The sequence below is a fragment of the Ramlibacter agri genome, assembly GCF_012927085.1.
In the GTDB taxonomy this organism is placed as follows: Bacteria; Pseudomonadota; Gammaproteobacteria; order Burkholderiales; family Burkholderiaceae_C; genus Ramlibacter; species Ramlibacter agri.
On sequence record NZ_JABBFX010000002.1, the window covers coordinates 239,970 to 255,554 of the forward strand.

The following is a 15,585-nucleotide window of genomic DNA, read 5'->3' on the forward strand; positions in this document are numbered from 1 at the left end:
GTTCTTTGCGAAGCGAGAAAAACAAAAAAGCGCGGGGGCAGCCGCGCTTTCGTTGGGGTGGAGCAACTCAGTGCACGCGACTACGCGGCCGCTACGGGGCCGTGGAACCTTCCGGTGTAGTTCGCGGTGTCATAACCGAGGTGCCTTTCTCGCTCTTGTTGCTCAGGAGATACGCCCTATTCTAACCCGCGGCGACGAAACCCGCTCCGGCGCAGGTGGGGCATTCGGTGATCACCGTCTGCTTTTCCACCTCGAAGTTCTCGTTGATGTTCTCGCTGTCGATGCGCAGCTGGCCCGTGCCGCCGCAGTGTTCGCAGGGCTGGCGGTGGAGCGCGCGCGCGTCGAACACGCCGGTCTTGTCCTCGCTGGTGTCACTCATGCGGGTCCCTTCCGATACAACATGGCTCAACTGTAAGCCGCTCCGGTGAACTCCGTCCAGCGGCCGTCGCGCCGCACAAACAGCTCGCGAACCAGCATCCGGGCGCCGCTTTGCTCGAGCCGCTGCACGATGGCGCGGAGTTCCGCGATGCCTTCGCGGGAGCGCGGGTCGCAGAAGGCGAGCACATCCGGCGCCGGCATCGCCACCACCACGCCACCAGGCGCGAGGCTGTCCCACAGGGAGTCCAGCAGCACGAGGCTGGCCTCGAACTGGCCGCGTGCCAGGAGCGCCGTCGCCGCCCCGCTCTGCTCGAGGCGGAACTCCGGGCCGCCGTCGCCACCGGCCCAGCCCGCCAGGTTGCCCAGGCCCAGGCGCAGCAGGTCCTGCGGATCCAGCTCCGCCTCCCGCAGCTGACGGCGGCTCAGGAGGCCGTAGTACGAACCTTCATCGACGGCGAAGAAGACGCCGAAGCCCTGGTACGCCACTGCCACGGGCGAGTCGTCCGGCGCCATCCCTGGCAGTGCGCTACCGATGTTGACGTCCAACACCTCGCCGTCCGGTGCCGGCAGACCGGCGAACTTGATGCAGGCGAGCGCCCGGAAGGCTGCCGGCTTGCGCGGCTCGGCGCGTGACTGGGGCGCCGGCGGCGGTGCGGTCGCGCGCCGCTGGGCCGCGCGCTCGCGCGCGGCTTGCCGTCGCTCCTGCGCCTGCAGCTCGGTCCGGACCTCGTCCAGGCTCGCCTGGGCACGCCAGAGCAGCCAGGCCAGCGCAATGATGTTCAACAGCGGAATCAGCCCCAGCATCGGCACGAGGAACAGCCAGGGGCGCGACACCGCGCCCAGCGCCACCATGCGCCGCGCGCCCGACCAGGCGGCCAGCAGGCTGGCGACCCACAACACCAGGCTCACGCCGACGTTGCGGCTGGCGCCCACCATCAAGACGCTCGTGACGACGGATCCGAGCAAGGCCCCGGCGAGCCAGCGCCGCGCCAGCATCAGGCCTGCCTGCTGCTCCCAACGGCCGGCGTCCTCCTCGTCCCCCGGCGCCCCGCCGCCCGCGAACGCCGCCTTGCACCGCGGGCAGGAGGTGGTGCCGCGCGGCGCGCAGCGGTCGCACAGGCTGTAGCCGCAGCCTGGACACAAGGTGCGGGTCAGCGACCAGCGCTCGGGGTCCGCTTTCGCCACCGGATTGCCGCCGGGTGCGATCGACACCGAGATGAAGCGGTCGCAGGCGCCGCATTGCAGGACTGCCATGGGTCTCCTCCCTGGCACGACTTTAGGAGGGAGGTTCGCCGGCCGGCAATGAAAAAACCCGCGGCAGGCCGCGGGCTGTCTCACCGGAGCGACGGTGGGGCTTACGCCGCCTTGCGGTGGTCGTCGAAGAACTGTTCGTCCTCGGTCGAGCCCTTCAGCGCCGCGGTCGAGGCTTCGGCTTCGATCGTGGTCGTCACGGCGTCGAAGTAGCCCGTGCCCACCTCGCGCTGGTGCTTCACGGCGGTGAAGCCCCGCTCGGCGGCCGCGAATTCCTTCTGCTGCAGTTCCACGAAGGCGCTCATGTTGTTGCGGGCGTAGCCGTAGGCCAGCTCGAACATCGAGTAGTTCAGGCTGTGGAAGCCGGCCAGCGTGATGAACTGGAACTTGTAGCCCATCGCACCCAGCTCGCGCTGGAACTTGGCGATGGTGGCGTCGTCCAGGTTCTTCTTCCAGTTGAACGACGGCGAGCAGTTGTAGGCCAGCAGCTTGCCCGGGAACTTGGCGTGGATCGCGTCGGCGAATTCCTTGGCGAACTTCAGGTCCGGCGTGCCGGTCTCGCACCAGATCAGGTCGGCGACTTCGGCGTAGGCCAGGCCGCGGCTGATGGCCTGCTCGATGCCGTTGCGGCTGCGGTAGAAGCCTTCCACCGTGCGCTCGCCGGTGAAGAAAGCCTTGTCGTGGTCATCGACGTCGCTGGTCACCAGGTCGGCGGCTTCGGCGTCGGTGCGGGCCAGCAGGATGGTGGGCACGCCCATCACGTCGGCGGCCAGGCGGGCGGCGACCAGCTTGGACACGGCTTCGCGCGTCGGCACCAGCACCTTGCCGCCCATGTGGCCGCACTTCTTGGCGGCCGCCAGCTGGTCTTCGAAGTGCACGCCGGCGGCGCCCGCCTCGATCATGGCCTTCATCAGCTCGAAGGCGTTCAGCACGCCGCCGAAGCCGGCTTCGGCATCCGCCACGATGGGCTGGAAGTAGTCGATGTAGCCCTCGTCGCCAGGGCCCTTGCCTTCGCTCCACTGGATCTGGTCGGCGCGCTGGAAGGTGTTGTTGATCTTCTTCACCACCTTCGGCACGGAGTCCACCGAGTACAGCGACTGGTCGGGGTACATCTCGCCGTTGCTGTTGGCGTCGCCCGCCACCTGCCAGCCGGAAAGGTAGATGGCCTTCAGGCCCGCCTTCACCTGCTGCATGGCCTGGTTGCCGGTCAGCGCGCCGAGCGAGTTGACGAAGGGTTCGGTGTTGATGGAGTTCCAGAGCTTCTCGGCGCCGCGCCTGGCCAGCGTGTGCTCGATCTGCAGCGAACCGCGCAGCTTCACGACGTCGGCGGCGCCGTAGCCGCGCCTGATGCCCTTCCAGCGCGGGTTCTCCGCCCAGTCCTTTTCCAGCTGCGCGATCTGCTGCTCGCGGGTCAGGTGCGTCCAGTTGCTCATGGTCTTCACTCCGTTGGTTGATCTCGAAACCTGTGGCCGGGGCCTTCGAGTGAATTCTGCGGTCTTCTAGAAGACTGAGGGCCTCTTATGTCTTATAGAAGACATATTTTTATTTCCTTCAATTTCAACGACTTGTGTCATTCATTCCGCAATACGCAATCATTTTTCTTGTATTGAGAAATTTTGCGGCGGCGCATCAACAAATCTTTTTGCGATGCGAAATGGCTTTCACGGCTGGTGAAAAACGATCCAGTCGCCGTGCCCGATCGGTTGCCGGCCCATCACGCGCGCCGGGTTGATCTCGTACACCAGGCAGTCGCGCGTGCCGCCTTGCATCGCCACGGCCACTTCGCGCTTCAAGTATTCGCTGTCGGCGCTGTCCTCGATCTGCTCGATGCCATCGAGCACGGCCTCCAGCGCCGCGCCGATCCGGTAGACCTCGCCGACCACGGTGACCGCCTCGTCGCCGCCCAGCGCGAGACCGGGGTACCAGTCGAAGTGGTACAGCCGGCCCTTCACCTCGCCCATGCCCAGGTACTCGGGCGCCGGCTGCAGGCGGTTGATGTCGTTGCGGCCGCCGCGGCGCAGGGTGCCGTAGACGAAGACGAGGCGCTCGGGGGCTTGGGGCATGATGCGGCGGTTTCTCTCCAGCCTGCATTCTCCGATGAGCTTCGTGACCCGCCGCCCCGCGGCCTATGCCTGCCTCGCCCTGAGCATGTCGCTGGTGGGCAGCTACGTGGCCCTGTCGAAGCCGCTGGTGGCCGCCCTGCCCGTGTTCCTGCTGGCGTGGCTGCGCTTCGGCATCGGCGGGCTGGCGATGCTGCCCTGGCTGCGCAGGCCGGCGAACGAACCGCCGCTGACGGCGCGCACGCGCCGCCTGCTGTTCCTGGAGTCCTTCCTCGGCAACTTCCTGTTCTCGATCTGCATGCTGTTCGGCGTCAGCATGACCAGCGCCGTCTCGGCGGGCGTGATCATGGCGGCGATCCCCGCGGTGGTCGCCATCCTCAGCCGCGTGTTCCTGCGCGAGCCCCTCACCGGCCGCATCCTCAGCGCCATCGCCTGCGCCGCCGGCGGCATCGGGCTGCTGGCGGTGGCCCAGCCCCACGCCGATGCAGGCAGCGCCGCGGCGCAGCGCGCGTGGCTCGGCAACCTGCTGGTGTTCGCTGCCGTTGTCTGCGAGGCCTCGTACGCGGTGATCGGCAAGGCGCTCACCGGCGCGCTCGGGCCCAAGCGCATCACCTCGCTCATCAACCTCTGGGGCTTCGCGCTGGTCACGCCCTTCGGCCTCTGGCAGGCGCTGCGCTTCGACTTCACCAGCGTCGCGCCAGGCGCGTGGCTGCTGCTGCTGTTCTACGCGCTCGCTGCCAGCGTGTGGACGGTGTGGCTCTGGATGACGGGCTTGAAGGTGGTGCCGGCCTCGCAGGCCGGCGTGTTCACGGTGATGCTGCCGGTGAGCGCAGCGCTCGTGGGCGTCGTTTTCCTCGGGGAAACACTCAGCGGCTTGCAGTTCACAGCGTTCGTCGCGGCGCTCGCGGGCGTCGTGCTCGCGACCTTGCCCACGGGTCGCTGAAGAGGCGTTTTCAGAGGGAAAAACCGTGTGCTGACGCGATGTTGATCGCGCTTCTTGCGACACTGCGTGAGCGTTCTTCGAGGGGAAAACGCGCGTTTTCAGAGGGAACGCAGTGCTTCTCCAGAGGGAGAAAAGCAACATTTCAGAGAGAAAAACCTTCCATTTCCCTTTGACAGCGCCTTGTTTGCCATTAGCATCCGCAGTGCCAGTGGAGAGTGCAGTCCCATTGGTGGTTCATCAACTTCTAGAAGGAAACTCGATCATGGCAACTGCAAAGAAAGCGACGGCGAAGAAGGCGCCGGCGAAGAAGGCGGCACCGGCGAAGAAGGCCGCTGCCAAGAAGGCCCCGGCCAAGAAGGCGGCACCGGCGAAGAAGGCTCCGGCCAAGAAGGCCGCGCCCGCGAAGAAGGCTGTCGCCAAGAAGGCCGCCCCGGCGAAGAAGGCGCCGGCGAAGAAGGCCCCCGCCAAGAAGCGCACCCCGAACGCAGCGTTCATGAAGCCGCTGACCCCGGACGCGTCCCTGGCCGCCGTGGTGGGCAACGCTCCGCTGCCCCGCACGGAAATCGTCAGCAAGCTGTGGGCCTACATCAAGAAGAACAAGCTCCAGGACCAGGCCAACAAGCGCATGGTCAACGCCGACGACAAGCTGCGTGTCCTGTTCGGCAAGAACCAGGTCTCGATGTTCGAGATGGCCGGCCTGATCGGCAAGCACGTCAAGTAAATCGGTCTCGATCGATTTGCCTTGAAGGGCCGGCTGAAGCCGGCCCTTTTGCATTTCTGGCCCCTTCTTTTTTGGCAGACTGGCGCGATGGAAGAACTCGAACGCCTCGTCCAGGACGCCGCGCCGGCGGATGCCTGGTGGTCCGCCCGCCTGGTGGAGGAACGCTCCGAGCTGCTGGCGGTGCGGCGCGACGCCGCCCTGCCGCCCTGGCGGGCCCATGACGCCGGGGCCATGGTCAGCGTGGCGGCCGGCGGCGGCTTCGCCTATGCCGCCACCAGCGACCTCAGCCGGGCCGGCCTGCAAGCCGCTTTCGGCCACGCCAGGGCGCTTGCGCGGGCCAGCGCGGCCCATGCCCTGCCCCTCCCCGCCGAAGCGCTCCAGGCGCCCGGAAAGGGCCGCTACGCGACTCCGGTGCAGCGCCCGGCCGCCGCCCTGGGGCTGAAGGAAAAGTACGAACTGCTGGCCCAGGCCTGCGCCGGCGCCGACCTCGGATCGGCCATCGTCGACCGCAATGCGTCGCTCTGGAGCACCCGCACGCGCCAGCTGTTCCTGAGCGCGGACGGCGGCCGCATCGAGCAGGACTGGGAGTTCCTGGTGCCTGAAATCGTGGCCGTGGCCAGCGATGGCGGCGAGACGCAGAGCCGCTCCGCCGCCGGCCAGTACAACGGCTTCTGCCAGCAGGGCGGCCTGGAGGTGCTGGAGCGCGCCGGCTTCCTGGACGATGCACCGCGGGTCGCGCGCGAGGCGCTGGAACTGGTCCGCGCGCCCGACTGCCCCACCGGCGAGCTGGACCTGCTGCTGGCGCCCGACCAGATGATGCTGCAGATCCACGAGAGCATCGGCCACCCGCTGGAGCTGGATCGCATCCTCGGCGACGAGCGCAATTTCGCCGGCACCAGCTTCGTCACTCTCGATATGTTCGGCCACTACCGCTACGGCAGCCCGCTGCTGAACGTGAGCTTTGCCCCCGACGTGCCGGCCGAATTCGCCAGCTACGCCTTCGACGACGACGGCCAGCCGGCGCAGCGCGAGTGGCTGATCCGGGACGGCATCCTGCAGCGCCCGCTGGGCGGCGCGCTGTCGCAGGCGCGGGCCCGGGCGCTGCGGCCGGACATCGAAGGCGTCGCCAACAGCCGCGCCTGCAGCTGGAAGCGCCCGCCCATCGATCGCATGGCCAACCTCAACGTGGAGCCGGGCGCGTCCAGCTTCGAGGAGATGGTCGCCAGCATCGACGATGGCGTGCTGATGCGCACCAACGCCTCTTGGAGCATCGACGACTCGCGCAACAAGTTCCAGTTCGGCTGCGAATGGGGCCAGCGCATCCGCCACGGCAAGCTGGCGGAGGTGGTGCGGCGGCCCAACTACCGCGGCATCTCGGCCAGCTTCTGGCGCTCGCTGTCCATGGTGGGCAACGCCGGCACCTTCGAGGTGATGGGCACGCCTTTCTGCGGCAAGGGCGAGCCGAACCAGGTGATCCGGGTCGGCCATGCCGCGCCGGCCTGCAAGTTCGACCGGGTGCAGGTCTTCGGGGGAGGCAAGTGATGCGGGACTGGTTCGAAGCGCTCGCGGCCGCCGTCTGCGTCACCGTCCCCGCCCTGGACCGGGTCAGCCTGTCGCTGGAGGCGGAGGAGTCCGATTTCCTGCGCTTCAACCACGCAAAGCTGCGCCAGGGCGGCCAGGTGCAGCAGCGCCATGGCACGGTCACGGTGGTCGCGGGACGGCGCCGCGCCAGCGCCACCTGCACCCTGACCGGCGACCTGGCCGCCGACACCGCGCGCCTGCGCGCCGAGCGCGACCAACTGGCCAGCGAGCTGCCGCTGGTGCCGGAGGATCCCTTCCTGCTGCTGCCCGACGTCGTGCAGTCCACTTCGCACGAGGCGGCCGGCACGCTGGCGAGCGCGGAAGAAGTGGTGGCGACCATCGCCACCGAAGGCGCCGGCGCCGACCTGGTCGGCTTCTACGCCGGCGGCCCGGTCCGGCGGGCCTATGCTGACAGCCGCGGCCAGCGCAACTGGCATGCGGTGGGCAACTTCCATTTCGAATGGTGCCTGTACCGCGAGGGCGACCTGGCGGTGAAGTCCACCTATGCCGGCATGCACTGGGAGACGGCAGAACTGGCGCGCCGCATGGGCGAGGCGCGCGCGCAGCTGGAACTGCTGGCGCGCCCGCGCAAGACGCTGGCGCCGGGCCGTTATCGCGTGTTGTTCAGCCCGGTGGCCGTCGCCGACCTGCTGGGCACGCTGGGCTGGGGCGGCTTCGGCGAGCGCGGCGTGCGTACCGGCGTCAGCACGCTGGTGCGGCTGCAGCGAGGCGAGGAGCTGTTCGCCCCGTCCGTGCGGATCACCGAGGCGCGCGCCGCGGCCGGCGTGCCGGCCTTCCAGTCCGATGGCTTCGTGAACCCGGCGGAGATCGTGCTGGTGGACCAGGGCCGTGCGGCCGGCACGCTGGTGTCGCCGCGCAGCGCAAGCGAATACGGGCTGGCGGCCAGCAACAGCGGCGATCGCGAAAGCCCGGAAGCGTTGGCGCTCGCGCCGGGCGCCCTGCCCGCCGTGGACGCCTTGAAGGCGCTGGGCACGGGCGTCTACCTCAGCGACCTGCATTACCTGAACTACAGCGACCGCCAGGCCTGCCGGGTGACCGGCATGACCCGCTTCGCCTGCATGTGGGTGGAGGACGGCAGGCCGGTGGCGCCGATCGCGGTGATGCGCTTCGACGATTCGCTGCTGCGGATGTTCGGCAGCGGGCTGGTGGCGCTGACGGACCGGGTGGAGTTCCAGGCGGACAACGCGACCTACGGGGCGCGGCAGCTGCGAGGCACCTCCGCGCCCGGCGCGATCGTCGACGACTTCGCCTTTACCCTTTGACGCGCTTCAAGGCCGCCGCGCGGATCGCGCTGAGCGGCCCGCGGGTGGTGATCACGTCCACGTCGATCATCACCTCGATCAGCGTGCCTTGAGGGCGCTCCAGCGCGGCCAGCAGCGCCGGCTCGAACTCCTCGGTCCGCGTGATCTTCTGGCCGTGGTAGCCATAGGCGCGGGCCAGGCCGGCGAAATCGGGGTTGGCCAGCTGCGTGCCATGCACCCGCTCCGGATACTCGCGTTCCTGGTGCATGCGGATGGTGCCGAAGCTGCCGTTGTTCAACAGGACGATGATGGACTTCGCGCCTTCCTGCGCCGCCGTCGCCAGCTCCTGGCCGTTCATCAGGAAGTCGCCGTCGCCGGCAATGGTGAAGGCGACGCGCCCGGTGGCGATGGCCGCCGCGATGCCGGCCGGCACGCCGTAGCCCATCGCGCCCACCGTGGGCGCCAGCTGCGTCTTGTAGCCCTTGACCAGGCCGTGGTGCCGGAAGAAGCGGTGCACCCAGGACGCGAAGTTGCCCGCGCCATTGGTCAGCACGGCGTCGGCCGGCAGGTGCTTCTGCAGCAGGCCGACGATGGCCGGCATGTCGATGTCGCCGGGCAGCTTTTGCGGCTGCAGGTTGGCGACATAGTCCGCGTTGGCCGCCGCCGTCCAGTCCGCCCAGGGCAGTTCCGGCGGCGCCGTCAGCACTTCCAGCGAGCGCGCCGCGGCGTTCATGGTGGCGTTGATCGCGAGGTCCGCGCGGTAGACGCGGTTCAGCTCCTCGGCGCTGGCGTGGATGTGCACCAGCTTCTGCTTCGCCTGCGGCGGCGTCAGCAAGGTGTAGCCGCTGGTGGTCATCTCGCCCAGGCGCGGGCCGATCGCCAGGATCAGGTCGGCTTCCTTCACCCGCGCGGCCAGCTTCGGGTTGATGCCGATGCCGACGTCGCCTGCGTACTGCGGATGGTGGTTGTCGAAGGTGTCCTGGAAGCGGAAGGCGTTGCCCACCGGCACCTTCCAGTTCTCGGCGAAGCGCTGCAGCGCCTGCGCCGATTGCGGCGTCCAGCCGCCGCCGCCGGCGATGACGAAAGGCTTCTTCGCCGCCAGCAGCATTTCGCGCAAGGTGCGCAGCGAGCCCGGGTCGCTCCAGGCTTCGACGGCGTCCACCTGCGGCAACGGCCGCGCCGCCGTTTCCTGCACCAGCATGTCCTCGGGCAGCACCAGCACCACCGGGCCGGGCCGGCCGTTCATGGCGGTCGCGAAGGCGCGGCTCACGTACTCGGGGATGCGGTCCGGGTCGTCGATGCGCTCCACCCGCTTGGCCATGCCCTTGGTGCTCGGGCCGAAGAACACGCTGTAATCCACCTCCTGGAAGGCTTCGCGGTCGCGCTGGTCGCTGGCGACGTCGCCGACGAACAGCACCATGGGCGTGGAATCCTGGAAGGCGGTGTGCACGCCGATCGAGGCATTGGTGGCGCCGGGGCCGCGCGTCACGAAGCAGACGCCGGGCCGGTTGGTCAGCTTGCCGACTGCCTCGGCCATGTACGCTGCGCCACCCTCCTGGCGGTTGATGACGAAGCGGATGCGGTCGCGGTACTGGTGGAAGCCATCCAGCACCGCCAGGTAGCTCTCCCCCGGCACGCCGAAGACGTGCGTGACGCCTTGTTCGGCGAGGCATTCGACGATCAGGTGGCCGGCGAGCTGCGTGGCTTGGGTCATGTGCGCTTGACTTAATTAACCAGAAAGTGAATTATCCGAAGATGGCTCGAGACCCCAGCCCCGCGCCCGAGGAGCGCCAGCGCGATGCCGACCGCTCCCAGAACACCATCCTAGCAGCGGCCCGCGATGAATTCGCCGAGCACGGGCTGGGCGGCGCGCGCATGGACCGCATCGCCGAACGCGCGGGCCTCAACAAGCGGCTGATCTACTACTACTTCGACGACAAGGAGAAGCTGTTCCAGGCGGTGCTGGAGCAGGTCTACCGCGACATCCGCAACGAGGAGCAGGCGCTGAAGCTGCAGGAGCTGGAGCCGGTGCAGGCGATCCGCCGCCTGCTGGAGTTCACCTGGAACTACTACCTCGCGCACCCCGAGTTCATCACCCTGCTGAACAGCGCGAACCTGCACAAGGCGCGCCATCTCGACACCTCGCCGCGGGTGCAGGAACTGAACTCGCCGCTGATCGAGACGCTGGCCGCGGTGCTGGAGCGCGGGCGCAAGGACGGCACCTTCCGCGGCGGCGTCGACCCCGTGCAGTTGTACGTCTCCATCGCGGGTCTCGCCTACTTCTACATGTCCAACGTGCACACGCTGTCGTCCATCTTCGGCCGCGACCTGATGGCACCCAAGGCGCGCAGCGAGCGCCTCTCGCACATGACGGACGTGATCCTCGGGTATCTACTGAGAAGCTGATTCGGGGCGGCTTCGATAATTCACCATCTAGTGAATTAGAGGAAGCCATGGCCACCCAACGTCTCGGAATCATCATGCACGGCGTCACCGGGCGCATGGGCATGAACCAGCACCTGATCCGCTCCATCCTCGCCATCCGCGCGCAGGGCGGCGTGACGCTCTCGAACGGCGACAAGGTGATGCCGGACCCGATCCTGATCGGCCGCAACGCCGAGAAGATCGAAGCGCTGGCCCGCGCCCACAAGGTGGAGCGCTGGGGCACCGACCTCGATCGCGCGCTGGAGAACAAGGACGACAGCGTCTTCTTCGACGCCGGCACCACGCAGATGCGCCCCGCCCTGCTGGCCAAGGCGCTGCGCGCCGGCAAGCACGTTTACTGCGAGAAGCCCATCGCCACGACGCTGGCCGAAGCGATGGACATCGCCAACACCGCGCAGAAGTCCGGCCTGAAACACGGCGCCGTGCAGGACAAGCTGTTCCTGCCGGGCCTGCGCAAGCTGGACATGCTGCGCCGCGCCGGCTTCTTCGGCCGCATGCTGTCGCTGCGCCTGGAGTTCGGCTACTGGGTGTTCGAGGGCGACCTGCAGCCGATCCAGCGGCCGTCGTGGAACTACCGCGCCGAGGAAGGCGGCGGGATGATCCTGGACATGATGTGCCACTGGCGCTACGTGCTGGACAACCTGTTCGGCCAGGTCAAGTCGATCTCCTGCCTGGGCGCCACTCACATCCCGCAGCGCTGGGACGAGAACGGCAAGCCCTACCCCGCGACCGCCGACGATGCCGCCTACGCCACCGCCGAACTCGTGGGCCACAACGGCGAGCCGGTGGTCGCGCAGCTGAACATGTCCTGGGCCACGCGCGTGCGCCGCGACGACCTGGTCACCTTCCACGTCGACGGCACCCACGGGTCGGCCGTCGCCGGCCTGCAGGAGTGCCGCGCCCAGAGCCGCGTCGCCACGCCGCGGCCGGTGTGGAACCCCGACGTCAAGCAGACCATCGACTTCTTCGACGGCTGGCAGGAGATCCCGGACTCGCAGGCCTACGACAACGGCTTCAAGATCCAGTGGGAGCACTTCATCCGCCACGTGGTGGAAGACGCGCCCTACCAGTGGACCCTGCCGGAAGGCGCCAAGGGCGTGCAGCTGGTGGAAGCCGCGCTGCAAAGCTGGAAGGAACGGCGCTGGGTCGACATTCCGTCGCTGGGCTTCTGAGGAGCGCGCCATGGCCTTGTCGCTGAAGCTCCCTACGCCGGCCCGCGCGCTGGAGACCTACACGCTGCGCGGCACGCAGCCGGAGCTGCCCGAGCGCGGCACCACCTTCAACCGCATCGCCTACTCCGCGGCGCACGTGGTGGCCGACCCGCTGGCGGCCGTCGACCCGTGGCTGCAATGCGCCGTCGATTGGGACGCCACCATCGCCTACCGGCGCCGCCTGTGGTCGCTGGGCCTGGGCGTGGCGGAGGCCATGGACACCGCGCAGCGCGGCATGGGCCTGGACTGGCCCACTTCGCTGGAACTGATCCGCCATTCGCTGGACGCGGCGCGCGACATGCCCGGCGCGCTGGTCGCCAGCGGCTGCGGCACCGACCACTTGCCGCCGGAAAACGCCAAGGGCGTGGACGACGTCATCCGCGCCTACGAGGAGCAGATGGAAGCCATCGAGAAGCTCGGTGGCAAGCTGATCGTGATGGCCTCCCGCGCGCTGGCCCGCGTGGCGAAGTCGCCGGCCGACTACGAGAAGGTCTACGGCCGCATCCTGTCGCAGGCGAAGCAGCCGGTCGTCCTGCACTGGCTGGGCGACATGTTCGACCCGGCGCTGGCCGGATATTGGGGAGGCAGCAGTCAAGCTGCTGCCGGGGGCTCGGCCAATGTCGATGAAGCGATGGACACGGCGCTGGGCATCATCGCCGCCCATGCGGCCAAGGTCGACGGCATCAAGATCTCTCTGCTGGACAAGCACAAGGAGATCGCGATGCGCCGGCGCCTGCCGCCCGGCGTGCGCATGTACACCGGTGATGACTTCAATTACGCCGAACTGATCGCCGGCGACGGCTTCGGCCCGGAAGCCATGCACGGCAAGAGCGACGCGTTGCTCGGGATCTTCGACGCCATCGCGCCGGCCGCGAGCGCCGCGCTGGGCGAACTGGCGCGCGGCAACCTCGATCGCTTCCACGCCATCCTCGGCCCCACCGTGCCGCTGTCGCGCCACATCTTCCAGGCGCCCACGCGCTTCTACAAGACCGGCGTCGTGTTCATGGCCTGGCTGAACGGCCACCAATCGCATTTCACGATGGTGGGCGGCCAGCAAAGCACCCGCAGCCTGCCACACCTGGCAGAGCTGTTCCGCCTGGCCGATGCGGCCAACCTGCTGGAGCAACCCGAGCTGGCAGTGCGCCGCATGAAGACGCTGCTGGCGCTGCACGGCGTCGAATGAACGAGAAAGAGGAGACGGCATGTTCCTGAAACGCTTTGCACTGGCCAGCCTGCTGGCCGCCGCCAGCTTCGCATCCCTGGCCGCCGACGCCTGGCCCGCGCGCCCGGTGCGAGTCATCATTCCCTTCCCGCCCGGCGGCACGCTGGACGCGGTGGGGCGGCAACTGGCGCAGAAAGTCGGCGACGCGCTGGGCCAACCCTTCGTCGTGGAGAACCGCCCGGGCGGCAACGGCACCATCGGCGCCGACATCGTCGCCAAGGCGCCGGCCGACGGCTACACGCTGCTGTTCAACGCTTCCACCTTCGTCAGCGCACCGATGACGATGAAGTCGGTCGCCTACTCCGTCACCAAGGATTTCCAGCCGATCGCGCTGGTGGCGAAGGCGCCGCTGTCCGTCGCCATCAACAAGAACCTGCCGGTCACCGACATCAAGTCGCTGATCGCCTATGCCAAGGCACATCCGGGCAAGATGACTTTCGCGGTCGGTTCCATCGGCTCGGCGGGCCACCTCTCGACGGAGCTGCTGAAGCGCAACGGCAACCTCGACTACCTGATCGTGCCGTACAAGGGCACGGCGCCGGCCTTCCAGGACCTGATCGGCGGCCAGATCGACGGCTTCATCGACCCCGTGCTCGGCTCGCTGCAGTACCACAAGAGCGGCATGCTGCGGGTGGTCGCAGTGACCTCCGCAGCGCGCGTGCCCGCGTTGCCCGACGTGCCGACCGTCGGCGAAACCATCCCCGGCTACGAGTTCTACAGCTGGTACGGCCTGTGGGGCCCGGCCAAGCTGCCGGCGGACATCACGCACCGGCTGAACGCCGAGGTCAACAAGGCGCTCGCCGGCGACATGAAGGACAAGCTGGCGCAGCAAGGCCTTCTGCTCACGCCCGGCTCGGTGGACGACTTCGCCAAGTTCCAGGCCGCCGACATGGCGCGGGCACAGAAGATCATCACGGAAGGCAACATCCGTGTCGAATGAGGCCGGACGGGCGCTCGTCACCGGCAGCAGTTCCGGCATCGGACTGGCGGTGGCGCGGCGCCTGCTGGAGGATGGCTGGCAGGTGTGCGGCTTCGACGTCGCTGCACCTGCCATAGCCGGCGCGCGCTTCGAGCACGTGGGCGTCGATCTCTCCGAGGCTTCGGCCCTCGCGAAAGCGCTGGCGGGTCTCTCCGCGGAATTCACCGCCGTCGTCCACGCCGCCGGCATCCTGCGCCCCGCCGCCCTCGGTTCCCTCGATGCCAAGGGCGGCGAAGCGATGTGGCGCATCCACGTCGCAGCCGCCACGCAGATCGCCGACGTCCTGCTCCCGCGCATGGCCGCGGCCGGCCACGGCCGCATGGTCGTGATCGGCACGCGCGTCGCCCGCGGCGTCGCCGGCCGCAGCCAGTACGCCGCGACCAAGGCGGCGCTGGCGACGCTGGCGCGCAGCTGGGCCGCCGAAGTGGTGACGCGTGGCGTCACCGTCAACGTCGTTTCGCCCGCCGCCACCCGCACCGGCATGCTCGCCGACCCGGCGCGAGCGGGCACGCCTGCGCGCGTGCCGCCGATCGGCCGGCTGATCGAACCCGACGAAGTGGCCGCGCTGGTGGCCTTCCTGCTCACGCCCGCGGCCGCGGCGATCACCGGGCAGGAGATCCAGGTCTGCGGCGGCACTTCGCTGACACCGTGAGCACTGGACAGATCGGCCTCGTCGGGCTCGGCCTCGTCGGCCAGGCCCTCGCCCGCCGCCTGCTCGCCGCGGGCTTCGCGGTGCACGGCTACGACCTGCGCACCGAAGCGCGCGATGCGCTCGCAGCGATGGGCGGTACCGCCTGCGAATCGGCGGCGGCCGTCGGCGCGCGTTGCCCCCGCGTGCTGCTCGCGGTCTTCGACACGAAGGACGTCATCGCCTTGCTGGAACAGCCCGGCCGCCTGCTGGCCGAGGGCCATGCCGTGCGCACGGTCATCGACTGCTCCACCGGCGAGCCCGAAGCGCTGCAGGCCCTGGCAGCCCGCTTGCTCCAGCGCGGCATCGCCTTCATCGAAGGCCCGCTGTCCGGCTCCAGCCAGCAGATCGCCGGCGGCGAAGCCACGCAGTTGCTGGGGGGCGAGGCGGCGGACCTCGAGGCGCAGGCCGAAGTGTTCGATGCAATCGCGCGCCAGCGCCTGCATGTCGGCCCCGCCGGCATGGCCGCGAAGGCCAAGCTCGCGACCAACCTCGTGCTGGGCCTCAACCGGGCGGTGCTGGCCGAAGGCATGGTGTTCGCCGAGAGCCTGGGCATCGCGCCGGCGAAATTCCTGGAACTGGTGCTGGCGACGCCCGCGCGTTCGGCGGCGGCCGAAGCCAAGGGCCACCTCATGGCCAGCGGCCAGTTCGCGCCGCAATCGCGCATCCGCCAGCACCTGAAGGACGTGGACCTGATGCTGGACGCCGCGCGCGGCGCGGGCCAGCTGCTGCCGCTTTCCGAAACCCACGCGCGCCTGATGCGCGACGCGATCACTGCCGGCGACGGCGACCTCGACAACGCCGCGATCCTGCTGCAGCTGCGGCGCGAACGCACAAGCTGAAC

The 15,585-nt window shown here is 68.8% G+C and carries 15 protein-coding genes; 10 read left to right on the top strand and 5 right to left on the bottom strand.

Annotated features, from left to right (window positions below; genetic code table 11):
- Positions 1–181: 181 nt before the first annotated feature.
- From HHL11_RS19605 to HHL11_RS19620, 4 genes are all read right to left on the bottom strand, one after another.
- Positions 182–379: a hypothetical protein gene (locus HHL11_RS19605; protein ID WP_169420261.1), complete on the bottom strand. Its 198-nt coding sequence runs from the start codon at positions 377–379 to the stop codon at positions 182–184.
- A 26-nt stretch (positions 380–405) separates the two neighbouring features.
- Positions 406–1,632: a DUF1444 domain-containing protein gene (locus HHL11_RS19610; protein WP_169420262.1), complete on the bottom strand. Its 1,227-nt coding sequence runs from the start codon at positions 1,630–1,632 to the stop codon at positions 406–408.
- 101 nt (positions 1,633–1,733) lie between these two features.
- Positions 1,734–3,062, bottom strand: a complete 1,329-nt coding sequence (gene aceA, locus HHL11_RS19615) for an isocitrate lyase (protein WP_425355215.1) — start codon at positions 3,060–3,062, stop codon at positions 1,734–1,736.
- Between the two features lie 228 nt (positions 3,063–3,290).
- Entirely contained in the window at positions 3,291–3,692 is a 402-nt protein-coding gene (locus tag HHL11_RS19620; protein WP_169420263.1) for a gamma-glutamylcyclotransferase family protein, read from the bottom strand.
- 34 nt (positions 3,693–3,726) lie between these two features.
- Here HHL11_RS19620 and HHL11_RS19625 point away from each other — a divergent pair, with 34 nt between their 5' ends.
- The 4 genes from HHL11_RS19625 to HHL11_RS19640 all read left to right on the top strand — a co-directional run bounded on the left by HHL11_RS19625 (position 3,727) and on the right by HHL11_RS19640 (position 8,217).
- A complete protein-coding gene (locus HHL11_RS19625; RefSeq protein ID WP_169420264.1) occupies positions 3,727–4,632 on the top strand; it encodes a DMT family transporter in 906 nt (301 codons plus the stop codon).
- A gap of 262 nt (positions 4,633–4,894) precedes the next feature.
- A complete protein-coding gene (locus tag HHL11_RS19630; protein ID WP_169420265.1) occupies positions 4,895–5,353 on the top strand; it encodes an SWIB/MDM2 domain-containing protein in 459 nt (152 codons plus the stop codon).
- A gap of 87 nt (positions 5,354–5,440) precedes the next feature.
- Positions 5,441–6,895, top strand: a complete 1,455-nt coding sequence (locus tag HHL11_RS19635) for a TldD/PmbA family protein (RefSeq protein ID WP_169420266.1) — start codon at positions 5,441–5,443, stop codon at positions 6,893–6,895.
- Positions 6,895–8,217, top strand: coding sequence for a metallopeptidase TldD-related protein (locus HHL11_RS19640; RefSeq protein WP_169420267.1), 1,323 nt, complete (start codon positions 6,895–6,897; stop codon positions 8,215–8,217). Before HHL11_RS19635 ends, HHL11_RS19640 begins: the two co-directional genes overlap by 1 nt.
- Here the strand turns inward: HHL11_RS19640 and HHL11_RS19645 are convergent.
- On the bottom strand, positions 8,207–9,910 hold the full coding sequence (locus HHL11_RS19645) for a thiamine pyrophosphate-binding protein (protein ID WP_169420268.1): 1,704 nt from the start codon (positions 9,908–9,910) through the stop codon (positions 8,207–8,209). The two genes, HHL11_RS19640 and HHL11_RS19645, sit on opposite strands and share 11 nt — an antisense overlap.
- A gap of 41 nt (positions 9,911–9,951) precedes the next feature.
- On the opposite strand from HHL11_RS19645, the gene HHL11_RS19650 reads away from it, so the two are divergent.
- From HHL11_RS19650 to HHL11_RS19675, 6 genes are read left to right on the top strand one after another with little or no spacing between them, the layout of a single operon-like run.
- The gene (locus HHL11_RS19650) at positions 9,952–10,602 is read left to right on the top strand and encodes a TetR/AcrR family transcriptional regulator (protein ID WP_169420269.1); all 651 of its coding nucleotides are present in this window, start codon (positions 9,952–9,954) and stop codon (positions 10,600–10,602) included.
- A 47-nt stretch (positions 10,603–10,649) separates the two neighbouring features.
- A complete protein-coding gene (locus tag HHL11_RS19655; protein WP_169420270.1) occupies positions 10,650–11,813 on the top strand; it encodes a Gfo/Idh/MocA family protein in 1,164 nt (387 codons plus the stop codon).
- A gap of 10 nt (positions 11,814–11,823) precedes the next feature.
- On the top strand, positions 11,824–13,035 hold the full coding sequence (locus HHL11_RS19660; RefSeq protein ID WP_169420271.1) for a dihydrodipicolinate synthase family protein: 1,212 nt from the start codon (positions 11,824–11,826) through the stop codon (positions 13,033–13,035).
- Positions 13,036–13,054: 19 nt separating this feature from the next.
- A complete protein-coding gene (locus HHL11_RS19665) occupies positions 13,055–14,014 on the top strand; it encodes a Bug family tripartite tricarboxylate transporter substrate binding protein (protein ID WP_169420272.1) in 960 nt (319 codons plus the stop codon).
- Positions 14,004–14,705 carry an SDR family oxidoreductase gene (locus HHL11_RS19670; RefSeq protein WP_169420273.1) on the top strand — a complete coding sequence of 234 codons (702 nt, stop codon included), beginning with the start codon at positions 14,004–14,006 and terminating at the stop codon, positions 14,703–14,705. Before HHL11_RS19665 ends, HHL11_RS19670 begins: the two co-directional genes overlap by 11 nt.
- Positions 14,702–15,583 (top strand): NAD(P)-binding domain-containing protein, encoded by an 882-nt coding sequence (locus tag HHL11_RS19675; RefSeq protein WP_169420274.1) that lies wholly within the window; start codon positions 14,702–14,704, stop codon positions 15,581–15,583. The genes HHL11_RS19670 and HHL11_RS19675 overlap by 4 nt, the downstream gene beginning before the upstream one ends.
- Positions 15,584–15,585: the final 2 nt, after the last annotated feature.

Coding starts and splice junctions, on each gene's coding strand:
- HHL11_RS19605 (WP_169420261.1), bottom strand. CDS start 379: ATGAGTGACACCAGCGAGGACAAGACCGGCGTGTTCGACGCGCGCGCG.
- HHL11_RS19610 (WP_169420262.1), bottom strand. CDS start 1,632: ATGGCAGTCCTGCAATGCGGCGCCTGCGACCGCTTCATCTCGGTGTCG.
- aceA (WP_425355215.1), bottom strand. CDS start 3,062: ATGAGCAACTGGACGCACCTGACCCGCGAGCAGCAGATCGCGCAGCTG.
- HHL11_RS19620 (WP_169420263.1), bottom strand. CDS start 3,692: ATGCCCCAAGCCCCCGAGCGCCTCGTCTTCGTCTACGGCACCCTGCGC.
- HHL11_RS19625 (WP_169420264.1), top strand. CDS start 3,727: ATGAGCTTCGTGACCCGCCGCCCCGCGGCCTATGCCTGCCTCGCCCTG.
- HHL11_RS19630 (WP_169420265.1), top strand. CDS start 4,895: ATGGCAACTGCAAAGAAAGCGACGGCGAAGAAGGCGCCGGCGAAGAAG.
- HHL11_RS19635 (WP_169420266.1), top strand. CDS start 5,441: ATGGAAGAACTCGAACGCCTCGTCCAGGACGCCGCGCCGGCGGATGCC.
- HHL11_RS19640 (WP_169420267.1), top strand. CDS start 6,895: ATGCGGGACTGGTTCGAAGCGCTCGCGGCCGCCGTCTGCGTCACCGTC.
- HHL11_RS19645 (WP_169420268.1), bottom strand. CDS start 9,910: ATGACCCAAGCCACGCAGCTCGCCGGCCACCTGATCGTCGAATGCCTC.
- HHL11_RS19650 (WP_169420269.1), top strand. CDS start 9,952: ATGGCTCGAGACCCCAGCCCCGCGCCCGAGGAGCGCCAGCGCGATGCC.
- HHL11_RS19655 (WP_169420270.1), top strand. CDS start 10,650: ATGGCCACCCAACGTCTCGGAATCATCATGCACGGCGTCACCGGGCGC.
- HHL11_RS19660 (WP_169420271.1), top strand. CDS start 11,824: ATGGCCTTGTCGCTGAAGCTCCCTACGCCGGCCCGCGCGCTGGAGACC.
- HHL11_RS19665 (WP_169420272.1), top strand. CDS start 13,055: ATGTTCCTGAAACGCTTTGCACTGGCCAGCCTGCTGGCCGCCGCCAGC.